At 64.8% G+C, this 13,103-nt stretch carries 14 protein-coding genes; 6 read left to right on the forward strand and 8 right to left on the reverse strand.

Going from position 1 to position 13,103, the window contains the following annotated elements; all coding sequences use genetic code 11:
- Positions 1–59 precede the first annotated feature (59 nt).
- The 8 genes from galU to cmk all read right to left on the reverse strand — a co-directional run bounded on the left by galU (position 60) and on the right by cmk (position 8,351).
- Positions 60–938 carry a UTP--glucose-1-phosphate uridylyltransferase GalU gene (galU, locus tag TEP_RS11075; protein WP_100552310.1) on the reverse strand — a complete coding sequence of 293 codons (879 nt, stop codon included), beginning with the start codon at positions 936–938 and terminating at the stop codon, positions 60–62.
- Positions 935–2,848 (reverse strand): nucleoside-diphosphate sugar epimerase/dehydratase, encoded by a 1,914-nt coding sequence (locus tag TEP_RS11080; protein WP_165933917.1) that lies wholly within the window; start codon positions 2,846–2,848, stop codon positions 935–937. Before TEP_RS11080 ends, galU begins: the two co-directional genes overlap by 4 nt.
- Before the next feature lie 15 nt (positions 2,849–2,863).
- Complete coding sequence (locus TEP_RS11085) at positions 2,864–3,841, reverse strand: glycosyltransferase family 4 protein (protein WP_132825320.1); 978 nt, start codon at positions 3,839–3,841, stop codon at positions 2,864–2,866.
- 3 nt (positions 3,842–3,844) lie between these two features.
- Complete coding sequence (gene lapB / locus TEP_RS11090; protein ID WP_049466151.1) at positions 3,845–5,023, reverse strand: lipopolysaccharide assembly protein LapB; 1,179 nt, start codon at positions 5,021–5,023, stop codon at positions 3,845–3,847.
- Positions 5,024–5,029: 6 nt separating this feature from the next.
- A complete protein-coding gene (locus TEP_RS11095) occupies positions 5,030–5,314 on the reverse strand; it encodes a lipopolysaccharide assembly protein LapA domain-containing protein (RefSeq protein ID WP_132825321.1) in 285 nt (94 codons plus the stop codon).
- A gap of 77 nt (positions 5,315–5,391) precedes the next feature.
- Positions 5,392–5,697, reverse strand: coding sequence for an integration host factor subunit beta (locus TEP_RS11100; RefSeq protein ID WP_005409286.1), 306 nt, complete (start codon positions 5,695–5,697; stop codon positions 5,392–5,394).
- Positions 5,698–5,786: 89 nt separating this feature from the next.
- Entirely contained in the window at positions 5,787–7,472 is a 1,686-nt protein-coding gene (gene rpsA, locus TEP_RS11105) for a 30S ribosomal protein S1 (protein ID WP_049466147.1), read from the reverse strand.
- A gap of 201 nt (positions 7,473–7,673) precedes the next feature.
- Complete coding sequence (gene cmk / locus TEP_RS11110; protein ID WP_132825322.1) at positions 7,674–8,351, reverse strand: (d)CMP kinase; 678 nt, start codon at positions 8,349–8,351, stop codon at positions 7,674–7,676.
- Positions 8,352–8,548: 197 nt separating this feature from the next.
- On the opposite strand from cmk, the gene ykgO reads away from it, so the two are divergent.
- The 6 genes from ykgO (at position 8,549) to TEP_RS11140 (ending at position 13,048) form a co-directional block, all read left to right on the forward strand.
- Positions 8,549–8,674, forward strand: coding sequence for a type B 50S ribosomal protein L36 (gene ykgO, locus TEP_RS11115; RefSeq protein WP_005409283.1), 126 nt, complete (start codon positions 8,549–8,551; stop codon positions 8,672–8,674).
- A gap of 206 nt (positions 8,675–8,880) precedes the next feature.
- Positions 8,881–9,150, forward strand: coding sequence for a hypothetical protein (locus tag TEP_RS11120; RefSeq protein WP_223482678.1), 270 nt, complete (start codon positions 8,881–8,883; stop codon positions 9,148–9,150).
- A 39-nt stretch (positions 9,151–9,189) separates the two neighbouring features.
- Positions 9,190–10,227, forward strand: coding sequence for an agmatine deiminase family protein (locus tag TEP_RS11125; protein WP_025875044.1), 1,038 nt, complete (start codon positions 9,190–9,192; stop codon positions 10,225–10,227).
- Positions 10,228–10,390: 163 nt separating this feature from the next.
- Positions 10,391–11,278, forward strand: a complete 888-nt coding sequence (locus tag TEP_RS11130; RefSeq protein ID WP_025875046.1) for a carbon-nitrogen hydrolase — start codon at positions 10,391–10,393, stop codon at positions 11,276–11,278.
- 14 nt (positions 11,279–11,292) lie between these two features.
- Positions 11,293–11,823, forward strand: a complete 531-nt coding sequence (locus TEP_RS11135; RefSeq protein ID WP_132825323.1) for a GNAT family N-acetyltransferase — start codon at positions 11,293–11,295, stop codon at positions 11,821–11,823.
- Positions 11,816–13,048 carry a TraB/GumN family protein gene (locus TEP_RS11140; protein WP_032951769.1) on the forward strand — a complete coding sequence of 411 codons (1,233 nt, stop codon included), beginning with the start codon at positions 11,816–11,818 and terminating at the stop codon, positions 13,046–13,048. Before TEP_RS11135 ends, TEP_RS11140 begins: the two co-directional genes overlap by 8 nt.
- Positions 13,049–13,103 lie beyond the last annotated feature (55 nt).

Consider the following 13,103-nt stretch of genomic DNA (forward strand, 5'->3'; position numbering starts at 1 on the left):
CACCCGTCCCGCCCATCACGTATCAATCAAGGCGCCGCACGGAGCGCTTGATAAAACCCTTATTCCGCCAGCATCGCCGTCAGCTTCTCCCGCGCCGGGCCGGCCAGCTTCGGGTTGTCCAGCGCAAAGCGGATCGTCGCCTCCACCAGCCCCAGGTGGGTGCCGCAGTCAAAACGGGTGCCCTCGAAACGATAGGCATCGACCTCGTCGGTCTTCAGCAGTTCGGCGATCGCATCGGTCAGCTGGATCTCGCCGCCGGCACCGGTGCGGGTCTGCTCGAGCAGCTCGAAGATCTTCGGGCTCAGCACGTAGCGCCCCACCACTGCCAGGTCACTCGGTGCGTCTTCCGGCTTGGGCTTCTCCACGATCTGCGAGATACGCCCCTTGCGGCCATCGAACGCCTCGGTGGCGACGATGCCGTAACTGGCCGTCTTGTCGTGGGGCACGTCTTCCACCGCGATGACGCTGGCACCACTGGCCTCGTTGAGGTCAGCCATCTGCTTCAGCGCACCGGCGCCACGGTTCCAGATAAGGTCATCGGGCAGCAGCACGGCGAACGGCTCGTCACCGATGACCGCCTTGGCGCACAGCACCGCATGGCCCAGGCCCAGAGCCTCGGCCTGGGTAACGAAGATCGCGCGCACGCCTTCCGGCAGCACATGGCGGATCAGTTCGAGCTGCTCGTGCTTGCCCGCGCGCTCGAGCTTCTGCTCCAGCTCGTAGGCCTTGTCGAAATAGTCCGCGACGGCGTGCTTGTAACGGTTGGTGATGAACACCAGGGTGTCACAGCCTGCTTCGATCGCCTCATCCACGGCGTACTGGATCAGCGGCCGATCGATGATCGGCAGCATCTCCTTCGGCACCGTTTTGGTCGCCGGAAGAAAACGCGTGCCCAGACCCGCTACCGGGAATACCGCCTTGCGAATGCGCTTGCTCATTGGTGCCTGTTGGCCTCACGTGCCGGAAAGGGCACAACCTTAGCGGATGAAATGTAAGCATCCTGTTCGATTGGCGAGAATTCCGGCATGGTCGCAAACAGGATTTCCTGGATCGTATCGATGTCGTACCGGGCAATGGCCTCGCGCAGCTTCGGCACGTTGCCCAGCACGATGTCCCGCGAGAACGAACGGACACCAGCCTCGAGGATCTTCGGGTGCGCGGTCGGCCGGTAGTCCTCGTCGGAATAGAACAGCGTCTCGTGCAGCTTCTCGCCCTGGCGCAGGCCGGTATAGATGATCGGAATTTCCTTGTAGGGCTGCTTGCCCGCCAGGCGGATCATCTGCTCGGCCAACACCCGGATCGGCACCGGCTCGCCCATGTCCAAGGTGTAGATCGCGCCGTGCGACGCCGACGCGGCCGCCTGCAGGATCAGCTGGCACGCCTCTGGAATGGTCATGAAATAGCGGCTGACCTCCGGGTCTGTCACCGTGACCGGGCCGCCCTTGAGGATCTGCTCGCGGAACAGCGGCACCACGCTGCCGGCCGACGCCAGCACGTTGCCGAAACGCACGGTCACGAAACGGGTGTGCGTGGACTTCTGGTCCAGGCTCTGGCAGATCATCTCCGCATAGCGCTTGCTGGCGCCCAGCGCATTGACCGGGTCCACCGCCTTGTCGGTCGAAATGAACACAAAGTGCTCGACGTGGGCTTCCAGGCAGGCGCGGGCCACGTTCTCGGTGGCGAGGATGTTGTTGCGAACGGCTTCGCGCAGCTGACGCTCCAGCACCGGCACATGCTTGTACGCAGCCGCATGGAAGGCGGTGTCGACCGGGTGCAGCGAAAGCGCATGGCGCATCACCGCAGGATCGCCACAGTCACCGAGCACGGCCTCGATCTCGACATCGGGGAAGCTGCGGCGCAGCTCGCCCTCGATGGTCAACAGCAGCAGCTCGCTGATCTCCAGCAGCACGATGCGACCGGCGCCATGCCGCGCACACTGGCGGCACAACTCGGACCCGATCGAGCCACCGGCACCGGTCACCATCACCGTGCGCCCGCCCAACCAGCCACGGATGAGGTTCCAGTCCGGCATGATCGGCTTGCGGCCAAGCAGATCTTCGATCGCCACTTCCTTCAACTGGCCCGGCAGCGACTGCCCTTGCAGGATGTCGCTGAGCTTGGGCACGGTCCGGAACGGAATGCCGGTGCTCTCGCAGATGGCCACCACGCGCTGCATGCCCACCGCATCCAGCGAGGGCATGGCGATCACCAGCAGCTTGGCTGCGGTCTCGCGGGCCACCGCCGGTGCGTCGTCCAGGGTCCCCAGGATCGGCAGGCTCTGCAGCTTGGCGCCGCGCAGGTGCGGTGCATCATCAAGCAGGCCGACCGGCTCGAAGTTGCCGGACCGGCGCAGGTCGCGCACCAGGGTCTCGGCGGCCTGGCCGGCGCCGAGAATCAGCACCCGGCGCGCGGTCGAGTCGGACTGCAGCGACTGATAGTCCTTCCATGCCCGGTACAGCAGGCGCGGTGCGCCCAGCAGTGCCGACAGTGCGAACGGATAGATCACCAGCACCGACATCGGCACGCCGTCGAAGCGTTTCCAGGCCAGCACCAGAACAATGGCGATCAGGCCGATGAAGCTGGCCTTGAAGATGTTCAGCAGGTCGCTGACGCTGGCAAAGCGCCACAGCCCGCGATAGAGGCCGATACGCCAGAACACCAGTCCCTGCAACGCCAGTACCAGCGTCGTATCCACGTTCCACAACGGCAATGCGGGAGCATCGGCGAGGATCGAGTAACGACCTGCATGCAACAGCTGCCAACAGGCCCATACCATGAACAAGTCGTGGCAGACGATGGCCGTACGCGGCATCAGGCCGAGGATTCTGTCCCGCCAGGGTGAAGACATAGATCGAGTAATTCCTTATCGGTGGCGCAATCCATTGCGCAGGAGGAGCCACAGCAGGGTCAGCGCGGCAAACCACGCGACCGCTACGGCAGCCTCCCACCTCGGCTGCAAATTGGTGCAGATATTGAACACTGTAATACTGAACAGGCCTAGAACAAAGTACATCCCTGTCACCAGGGCATGGCTGGCTCCTGCCTGCACCGCGCGCTGGTAGACATGCTGGGTGTGGGGTTCCATCCAGCGTTGGCCTGAGAGCATGCGCGCCAACAGCGTGAAGCCCGCGTCCACAAGAAATGCAGACAACGGCAGCAACAGCAGGATCCAGTTGATGTCGGTGTGCAGTGCAGCGACCGCCAGCACGACGGACACGGAATAACCCAGCGCGCCACTGCCCACATCACCCATGAAGATCCGCGCCTGCGGGAAATTGAATGGCAGAAAACCCACGCACGCCAAGCCAAGAACAACGGCCACCAGTGAATAGGGCCAGGGCAGCACGGTGGCAAAGCCCAGCGCAACGATGACGGCCTGGCTGCTGGCAATCCCGTTGATGCCATCCATGAAGTTCCAGATGTTGATCAGCGAGGCGGTGAAGAACAGCACCAGCAGGCTCAACAGCCAGCTACCGCCGTGCATCTTGACCAGCCCTGCCAGCAACAGGGCGGCAAGGAAATGCACCAGCAAACGGCGCATGGCTGGCAGCGGCCGGTGGTCATCCCACCAGCCGATGCCGGCAACCAGCAGCAGGCCAAGGCTGGCAACAGCCAGGCTGGGCGCGGCGTCCGGCCAGAAAAAAGCGGCCACCGCTGCGGCAACCAGCAGACTGATCACGATGGCGATGCCGCCACCGCGAGGGGTTGCGACACTGTGGCTGCGGCGCTCGCCGGGCTGATCCAGCAACTGCCTGCGCAGCGCATACACGCGCGCCGCCCAGGTCAATGCCGCGCTGAGCAGGGCCAGCCCCAGCAGCGCGGCCATCACAAGCCACGGCATGGTTCAGAGCACCGCGTAGTTCAGCAGCGGCTTGACCGTACCCCATTCCTTGCAGCTGGGGCATTGCCAATGGTGGGTGCGGGCGCCGAACCCGCAGCGGGTGCAGCGGTAAGCGGGGTTACGCACCAGCAACTGGTCGGTGATGTGCTTGAGGTCATGCAGGGTCGCAGTGGAATCTGCGCCCTCGGCCAGGGTGAGGTCGATCAGGGCCGATTCGCCACGCACCGACGGGCGGTCCTTGAGCTGGCGGCCGAGGTAGGCGCGCGCAGGCGCGACCCCCTCCTGCTCTTCCATCAGGCGGGTCAGGGCCAGCACCGGGGCGATGCCGCGGTAATGCTCGGTCATCTCGGAAAGGAAGGCGCGCGCGCCGCCCAGGTCGCCGACCTTGCGGTAGTTGTCCATCAGCGCCGGCAGCACTTCCGGCAGGTACTCCGGATCGTTGCGGGCGGCACGTTCGAAGGCGCGCACGGCTGCCTCGGCATTGCCGGCGTCGGTTTCCAGGCGTCCCTCGATGATGCCGGCACGGACCGACATGGCATCGGCCTGGTAGGCGCGGGCAATGGCCGCCCTCGCCTCTTCCAGCTTGCCAGCGCCACGGAAGCGCTCGGCGAGCTCGCATTCGAACTGTCCGATCAGCTTGCCCATCGGCTCGCCGGTGACATCTTCGAAGCGGGTGGCGTTGTCGATCGCCTTTTCCCAGTCGCGCTCGGCTTGGTAGATGCCGATCAGGTGCTTGAGCGCCTGCGGTGCGCGCTGGTCCAGCTGTGCCAGTTCGGTGAACACGGTTTCGGCACGGTCCAGCAGGCCGGACTTCATGTAGTCCTCGCCCAGTGCCAGCAGGGCCTGCACGCGCTGCGCGTCGCTCAGATCCTGGCGGTTGACCAGGCCCTGGTGCAGGCGGATGGCGCGGTCCACTTCGCCACGGCGACGGAACAGATGGCCCAGCGCAACCTGGGTCTCGAAGGTTTCCTTGTCCAGCTCGGCGATGTGCAGGAACAGTTCGATGGCCTTGTCCGGCTGCTCATTGAGCAGGTAGTTCAGGCCACGGAAATAGGTGCTCGACAGGTGGCTGACCTGGTTGTCACCGTGGCGCTGACCGCCGCGGCGTCCGATCACCCAGCCGGCCAGGGCCGCCAACGGCAGGCACAGGAAGAACCAGAACCACTCGGAAACGAATTCCATCGTCGATCAACGTCCATCAAAAGATTGGGAGGGGACCACCGGCGCCGGTGGCGCAGCCGCCGACTTGTTGGCTCGGCGCAGCTGGGCGTAGAGCGGAATGACCACGCTTACCAGCACCAGGCCAGCGCCGACCACGACACCAATCAGCAGGGCGGCGATCAGCGCCACACCGACGGACGTGTTCAACTGGGTAAACAGCAGGTTGATCGACATGGCCGTCATGTTGACCGCACCGATGATCAGACCAAGGATCAGAACCGCCAGCAGGACCAGCAGACGAAAAACTTTCATGCGACAGCTCCATTGGCAGGAGGCCGTAGCTTATCCGACTCGTGGTGGGATTCGCACGAAGTCGCGCGACGGATGGCTCAGGCCGGATCTGCGTCCAGCGGCAGCACACTGCTGACCCGCTCGCGCAATTCCTTGCCCGGCTTGAAATGAGGGACATGCTTGCCCGGCAGGGCAACCGATTCGCCGGTCTTCGGGTTGCGACCCAGGCGCGGCGGACGGTAGTGCAGCGAGAAGCTGCCGAAGCCGCGGATCTCGATGCGATCACCGGCCGACAGTGAGCCCCCCATCATTTCCAGCAATGACTTGACCGCCAGATCGACATCATCGGCCTTCAGGTGCGCCTGCCGGCGCGCGAGGATTTCGATCAGTTCGGATTTGGTCATTACCGGCTCACATCAGGGGCATCTCAGCCTGAAACGGCCCGGGCAGTGCCCGGGCCGTCCAGGAAACAACGAACAGCGTAAGGCCGATATTACTCGGACTTGTTGCCGTTCAGCTGTGCACGCAGCAGCGCGCCCAGCTGGGTGGTGCCGCTGGAAGCCGAAGAGGACTGGTATTCCTCCAGCACTTCGCGCATTTCAGCATCGTCCTTGGCCTTGATCGACAGCTGCAGGGTACGACCCTTGCGATCCATGCCCACGAACTTGGCTTCAACCTTGTCACCGACCTTCAGGTGCTGGGTCGCGTCGTCAACACGCTCGTTGGCGATGTCACGAGCTGCAACATAGCCTTCGATGCCGTCGGCCAGCTCGATGATCGCGCCCTTGGCGTCGACTTCCTTCACTACGCCTTCGACCTTGGAGCCCTTCGGATTGGTCGCCATGTACTGGCCGAACGGATCCTGCTCCAGCTGCTTGACGCCCAGCGAAATGCGCTCGCGCTCCGGATCGACGGCCAGGACCACTGCGTCCAGGTTGTCGCCCTTCTTGAAGTTGCGAACGATGTCTTCGCCAGTGGTCGCCCAGCTGATGTCGGACAGGTGAACCAGGCCGTCGATGCCGCCGTCCAGGCCGATGAAGATGCCGAAGTCGGTGATCGACTTGATCTGGCCCGACACCTTGTCACCCTTCTTGTGGGTGGCAGCGAAGGTTTCCCACGGATTGGCGGCAACCTGCTTCATGCCCAGCGAGATGCGGCGACGCTCCTCGTCGACGTCCAGGACCATGACTTCAACTTCGTCACCGACCTGCACAACCTTGGACGGGTTGACGTTCTTGTTGGTCCAATCCATTTCCGAGACGTGCACCAGGCCTTCGACGCCCGGCTCGATCTCGACGAACGCGCCGTAATCGGTGACGTTGGAGACCTTGCCGAACACGCGGCTGTTGGCCGGGTAACGACGGGCGATGTTATCCCACGGATCTTCGCCCAGCTGCTTCAGGCCCAGCGAAACGCGGTTGCGCTCGCGGTCGAACTTCAGCACGCGCACGTCCAGCTCGTCGCCGACGTTCACGACTTCGGACGGATGGCGCACGCGCTTCCATGCCATGTCGGTGATGTGCAGCAGGCCGTCGATACCGCCCAGGTCCACGAATGCGCCGTAATCGGTCAGGTTCTTGACGACACCCTTCAGGATCGCGCCTTCCTGCAGCTTGTCCATCAGCTGCTCGCGCTCTTCCGAGTGCTCGCTTTCGACGACAGCGCGGCGCGAGACCACGACGTTGTTGCGCTTGCGGTCAAGCTTGATGAGCTTGAATTCCAGCTCCTTGCCTTCCAGGTAGGCCGGATCGCGCACGGGGCGCACATCGACCAGGGAACCCGGCAGGAAGGCGCGGACATCCTTGATGTCCACGGTGAAACCACCCTTGACCTTGCCGCTGATGCGGCCGGTGATGGTTTCGTTCTTTTCCAACGCTTCTTCCAGCTCGTCCCACACCATCGCGCGCTTGGCCTTCTCGCGCGACAGGACGGTTTCACCGAAGCCGTTCTCGATCGAGTCGAGGGCGACCTTGACGATGTCGCCTTCGGCAACATCGATTTCGCCAGCGTCGTTACGGAACTGTTCGATCGGCACGATGCCTTCCGACTTCAGCCCGGCGTTGATCACCACGACGTCGCCGCGGACTTCAACAACGGTACCGCTGACGATGGCGCCCGGCTTCAGCTTGGCCAGGTTGGCCTGGCTGGCTTCAAACAGTTCGGCAAATGATTCGGTCATTAGATTTACTCTGTTGGACACATGGGTCGGCTGGCTTCCCTTCAGGGAATGGCTGCCGCCCGCCTGTTGGTCGACCCCGGAAATGCAGGTCGTGTGTGGAAGTAGGAAAACCGCCACGCATCATTGCGCGACGGAGCTTTTACAGCACTGCAGATGCGCGACCTCCACCGATGATGCTGGCAGAGCTCCCGCGCGAACGGATCAGGCAGCCGGAACCGGAAGCAGATCCATCACTCTGGCAACGACATCTTCGATGCCGATGCCTGTGGTGTCGATGAGGACAGCATCGTCTGCCGGCTTCAGGGGCGCCACGGTACGCTGAGCATCACGGGCGTCGCGGGCCATGATCTCGCGCAGGAGATCTTCAAAGTTAACAGAAACCCCCTTGTCTTTCAACTGCTTATGCCGGCGCTCGGCGCGCTCCTCGGCACTGGCGGTCAGGAAGACCTTGTAGGGGGCGTCCGGGAAGATCACCGTACCCATGTCGCGGCCGTCGGCAACCAGCCCCGGCTCCACCCTGAATGCGCGCTGGCGCTCCTTCAGGGCGGCCCGGACCTCGGGGATGGCGGCAATCGCCGACGCCAGCGCCCCGGTGGTCTCCAGCCGCAGCTCGTCGGTGGCGTCGGTGCCATTGACCAGGACCCGCATGGCATCGCCCTGCTCGACGAACTGGACATGCGTATCAAAGGTGCAGCGCACCAGCGCGGAAGCATCGGAGGTGTCGATGTCGGCCCAGCTGGCCGCCACGCCGACCGCGCGGTACAGGGCGCCCGAATCCAGGTAGTGCCAGCCCAACCGGCGCGCCACGATGCGGCTGATGGTACCCTTGCCGGCCCCTGACGGGCCGTCGATGGTCAGGACGGGAACGAGTGGATTCATGGGGGTCCTTGCGGGTGTGAAGGGGGCATTCTAGCCCCTGCCGGACACCCCGCAACGGGCCTTTTGTGCAACCACTTGAAACCATGGGGAAAAGCCCGGTAGAATGGCGGGCTTGAACGAGCGTCCACTGCCGATTGTCTTTCGCATATCGCGGCCACGCTCCACCCGAACAACTACTGTTTACGCCGAGGTATGCCATGAAAGTTCTGTCCTCCCTGAAGTCGGCGAAGGCCCGTCACCGTGACTGCAAGGTCGTGCGTCGTCGTGGCAAGATCTTCGTCATCTGCAAGTCGAACCCGCGTTTCAAGGCGCGTCAGCGCTAAGCCCAACGGTCCTTGTGACCGCGGCTGGCCCCACGCGGGGCCGACCCGATGCAAAAAGCCGCCTTCGGGCGGTTTTTTGTTTATGCGGTTTTTTCCTGTCGTTTTTGCTGTAATCGCTGTTCTTGACCACTGGGGAGTAGATCGAGATGACGCGTTACCTGTGCACCCTGGCCGTACTGGCCACCCTGGCTGCCGCCACCCCGGCGATGGCCGATACCCTGCTTGTCGACCGCGCCCGCGAAAAGCCGGCCGGCGCCCTGCCCGTCCGCGGCCAGAGCATGCAGCAGGTGCAGTCGCAGTTCGGCGCGCCGGCAGAGCAGCTGCAGCCGCGCGGCGGGCAGAAACGGCAATGGCCGACCATCCACCGCTGGGTGTACCCGCAGTTCACCGTCTACTTCGAGAAGCAGAAGGTGATCGACGTGGTGGCAAACCAGGCGGATCCGAACGAAATCGGCCCCAAGCCGCCGATCCGTTGACCCCCATGCCCGCCACCGGCGGGCGCGTGTAGCGAGACCATGAACCAGACCCTTCGTTTTCCTGCCGAATGGGAAGCCCAGAGCGGCGTCCTGATTGCCTGGCCCACCGCCGACACCGACTGGGCCGACCGCCTGGGCCAGGTGGAAGAGACCTACATCGCCCTGGTTGCAGCGATCACCCGCTTCCAGCCGGTGCTGATCTGCGTGGCCGACGATGACGTGGAGACCTACGCCGAGATGCGGCTGCGCTCCAACCGCATCGACATGGACAAGGTCCACTTCACCACCGCCGCCTACGACGACACCTGGCTGCGTGATTCGGGCCCGATCACCCTGCGCCGTGCCGACGGCAGCTTCCAGCTGCTGGACTTCCGTTTCACCGGCTGGGGCGGCAAGTTCGACGCCACCCTGGATGACCAGCTGGTCGGCGCGCTCGACCAGGCCGGCGTGTTCAACGACGCGACGGTGCGCAGCATTCCGTTCGCGCTGGAGGGCGGCGGCATCGAGACCGATGGCGAAGGCACCCTGCTGACCACCTGGAAGTGCCTGCACGAGCGCCATCCCGACCGCGACCGCGACAGCCTGAGCGCCGACCTGGCCGACTGGCTGCAGCAGAAGCGCGTGCTGTGGCTGGATCATGGCTATCTGGAAGGAGACGACACCGACGCCCATATCGATACCCTCGCCCGCTTCGCCTCGGCCGACAGCATCGTCTACCAGGCCTGCGACGACGCCAGCGACTCGCATTACGCCGAGCTGCAGGCGATGGGCGCCGAGCTGGCCGCGCTGCGCACCGCTGACGGAAAGCCGTACCGCCTGTTCCCGTTGCCGTGGGCACAGCCGGTGATCGATGAAGGCCGTCGCCTGGCTGCTTCGTATGCCAATTACCTGATCGTCAACGGCGCGGTGCTGATGCCGGCCTATGGCGACCCGGCCGACGACCTGGCCCGCGATGTGCTGGCACAAGCCCACCCGGGCCGCGAGATCGTGCAGGTGCCCTGCCGCTCGCTGATCTGGCAGAACGGCAGCCTGCACTGCATCACCATGCAGCTGCCGGCTGGGCTGTTGAAGGCATAAGCCACGCGGTAACGCCGGGCCATGCCCGGCGAGCGCGGCGGCATCTGGAAAATCCGCCGGGCACGGCCCGGCGCTACCGGTTGCGTACACCATTCAGCAGCCAACACGCTGTCGTGGCGCATCCGCGTTAACATGCGGGTTTTCCCCCGCAGGATCGCCCCGCATGAACTCGCGCAGCCCCCTTACCGTCGCCCTGATCCAGGAGCGCAACCACGGTGATGCCGCCGCCAACCTGGCGGTGATCGAAGCGCGTGTTGCCGATGCCGCGGCACAGGGCGCGAAGCTGGTGCTGCTTCAGGAACTGCACAACGGTCCCTACTTCTGCCAGCACGAATCGGTCGATGAGTTCGACCTGGCCGAGCCGATTCCGGGCCCGAGCACCGAGCGCCTGGGCGCGCTGGCCAAGAAGCATGGCGTGGTGCTGGTCGGCTCGCTGTTCGAGCGCCGCGCTGCCGGCCTGTACCACAACACCGCCGTGGTCTTCGAGAAGGACGGCACCTTGCTGGGCAAGTACCGCAAGATGCACATTCCCGATGACCCGGGCTTCTACGAGAAGTTCTACTTCACCCCGGGCGATATCGGCTTCAAGCCGATCGACACCTCGGTCGGCCGCCTCGGCGTGCTGGTGTGCTGGGACCAGTGGTACCCCGAAGCGGCGCGCCTGATGGCGCTGGCCGGTGCTGAGCTGCTGCTGTACCCCACCGCGATCGGCTGGGACCCGGACGATGTGCAGGACGAAAAGACCCGCCAGCGCGACGCTTGGGTACTGAGCCACCGTGGCCATGCCGTAGCCAACGGCGTGCCGGTGCTCAGCTGCAACCGCGTCGGCCACGAGGCCTCGCCGCTGGGCGCCTCGGGCATCCAGTTCTGGGGCAACAGCCACGTGCTGGGCCCGCAGGGCGAGTTCCTGGCCGAAGCCGGCACCGACGCGACCATCCTGATGTGCGAGGTCGACCTGCAGCGCAGCGAACACGTGCGCCGCATCTGGCCCTTCCTGCGTGATCGTCGCATCGACGCCTACGGCGACCTGCTCAAGCGCTACATCGACTGATCCGGAGCCCGCGCATGGCCGTACTCATCCGTGATGCCGGCCCTGCCGACATCGCCGCGATCACCGCGATCTACGCGGTGGAAGTGACCGACTTCGTCAATACCTACGAGTACGAGATCCCCGACCAGGCCGAGATGCTGCGCCGCATGCGCGACATCATCGACCGCGGCTTCCCCTACCTGGTGGCCGAGGTCGACGGCGAGGTTGCCGGCTATGCGTATGCCAACACCTACCGCACGCGCATCGCCTACCAGTGGACCGTTGAGAACTCGGTCTACGTCGATGCCCGTTTCCAGGGCCGTGGCGTCGGCACCCGCCTGCTGCAGGCACTGATCGATGCGTGCACCGCGCGCGGTCATCGACAGATGGTGGCGGTGATCGGCGAGCCGACCAACACGGCCTCCATCAAGCTGCACGAACGCTTCGGTTTCCAGCTGGTGGGCGTGTTCCGTGGTCTCGGCCGCAAGCATGGCCGCTGGCTGGACACCGTACAGATGCAGCGCGCGCTCGGCGATGGCGCCGATTCCGCTCCTTCCAATGAATGATTCCATGACCGAAACCCTTCCCGAAACCGGCGACGATCTCTTCGCCGGCCAGCCAGTGCGCGTCGTCGAGCGCGATGGCGTGCGCTACACCCTGCTGGGCACTGCCCACGTCTCCCATGCCAGCGTCGAGGCGGTGGAGAAAGCCATCGACAGCGGACGCTTCGATGCGGTGGCCGTCGAGCTGGACCCGCAGCGCCTGCAGGCGCTGAGCGACCCGGACACGCTGGCCAAACTGGACCTGGTGGAAGTGATCCGCAAGGGCCGCGTCGCGTTGTTCGCGGCCAACCTCGCGCTGTCGGCCTACCAGCGCCGACTGGCCGAACAGCTCGGCATCGAGCCGGGCGCGGAACTCAAGCGTGCGGTGGACCTGGCGCGCGAGCGCAACCTGCCGGTGCACCTGATCGACCGCGAAGTCGGGCTGACGTTCCGCCGCGCTTCGCAGCGACTGGGCTTCTTCGGCAAGCTGAAGCTGGTGGCCGGGCTTGGCGCCGGCCTGTTCTCGTCCGAGGATGTCGGCGAAGACGAGATCGAAAAGCTGAAGCAGGGCGACATGCTGGAATCGAGCTTCGGCGAGTTCGCCAGCGAGAACCCGGCGTTGTACGAAACGATCATCGGCGAGCGCGACCGCTACATGGCCACGCGCCTGCGCGAAGCGCATGATCCGCAGCAGCGCGAAGTGCTGGCGGTGGTCGGCGCCGGCCATCTGGCCGGCCTGGCGCGTTACCTGGAAACCGATACCGAGGCGCCTGCGCCGTTGCGCGAGCAACTGGAAGCGGTACCGAAGAAGCGCAACATCCCGTGGTTCACCCTGGCGATCCTCGCCATCGTGGCCACCGGCATCGGTGTTGGCTTCTATCGTGGTGGACTGGGCGTGGGAACCGAACTGCTGGCGACCTGGGCGATGTATACCGGCGGCCTGGCTGGCCTGGGCTGCCTGGTGGCCGGCAGCCACCCGCTGAGCATCCTCACCGCGATCGTGGTGGCGCCGTTCAAGCCGTTCCGCCTGAGCATCCCCACCGGCGCATTCGCGGCATTGGTGGAAGCGCGCCTGCGCAAGCCAACCTACGAGGATTTCCTCAAGCTGCGTGACGATGCACAGTCGTTGAAGGGTTGGTACCGCAACCGTGTCACCCGCGTGGTGCTGACCTTCATGCTGACCAACCTGGGCAGCATGCTGGGCCTGTGGCTGACTGCAGGCAAGGTCTGGAGCAAGGTGGCGAGCTGATCGCTGCCCCGCCGGGCATGGCCCGGCGCTACCATCGCCGCGCGTGTAAATGGCG

This window comes from Stenotrophomonas sp. TEPEL (assembly GCF_004348785.1).
GTDB lineage: Bacteria > Pseudomonadota > Gammaproteobacteria > Xanthomonadales > Xanthomonadaceae > Stenotrophomonas > Stenotrophomonas indicatrix.

What these genes read in the sequence shown, in the direction of transcription:
- galU (WP_100552310.1), bottom strand. Translation starts at nt 938, where the DNA reads ATGAGCAAGCGCATTCGCAAGGCGGTATTCCCGGTAGCGGGTCTGGGC.
- TEP_RS11080 (WP_165933917.1), bottom strand. Translation starts at nt 2,848, where the DNA reads ATGTCTTCACCCTGGCGGGACAGAATCCTCGGCCTGATGCCGCGTACG.
- TEP_RS11085 (WP_132825320.1), bottom strand. Translation starts at nt 3,841, where the DNA reads ATGCCGTGGCTTGTGATGGCCGCGCTGCTGGGGCTGGCCCTGCTCAGC.
- lapB (WP_049466151.1), bottom strand. Translation starts at nt 5,023, where the DNA reads ATGGAATTCGTTTCCGAGTGGTTCTGGTTCTTCCTGTGCCTGCCGTTG.
- TEP_RS11095 (WP_132825321.1), bottom strand. Translation starts at nt 5,314, where the DNA reads ATGAAAGTTTTTCGTCTGCTGGTCCTGCTGGCGGTTCTGATCCTTGGT.
- TEP_RS11100 (WP_005409286.1), bottom strand. Translation starts at nt 5,697, where the DNA reads ATGACCAAATCCGAACTGATCGAAATCCTCGCGCGCCGGCAGGCGCAC.
- rpsA (WP_049466147.1), bottom strand. Translation starts at nt 7,472, where the DNA reads ATGACCGAATCATTTGCCGAACTGTTTGAAGCCAGCCAGGCCAACCTG.
- cmk (WP_132825322.1), bottom strand. Translation starts at nt 8,351, where the DNA reads ATGAATCCACTCGTTCCCGTCCTGACCATCGACGGCCCGTCAGGGGCC.
- ykgO (WP_005409283.1), top strand. Translation starts at nt 8,549, where the DNA reads ATGAAAGTTCTGTCCTCCCTGAAGTCGGCGAAGGCCCGTCACCGTGAC.
- TEP_RS11120 (WP_223482678.1), top strand. Translation starts at nt 8,881, where the DNA reads ATGGCCGATACCCTGCTTGTCGACCGCGCCCGCGAAAAGCCGGCCGGC.
- TEP_RS11125 (WP_025875044.1), top strand. Translation starts at nt 9,190, where the DNA reads ATGAACCAGACCCTTCGTTTTCCTGCCGAATGGGAAGCCCAGAGCGGC.
- TEP_RS11130 (WP_025875046.1), top strand. Translation starts at nt 10,391, where the DNA reads ATGAACTCGCGCAGCCCCCTTACCGTCGCCCTGATCCAGGAGCGCAAC.
- TEP_RS11135 (WP_132825323.1), top strand. Translation starts at nt 11,293, where the DNA reads ATGGCCGTACTCATCCGTGATGCCGGCCCTGCCGACATCGCCGCGATC.
- TEP_RS11140 (WP_032951769.1), top strand. Translation starts at nt 11,816, where the DNA reads ATGAATGATTCCATGACCGAAACCCTTCCCGAAACCGGCGACGATCTC.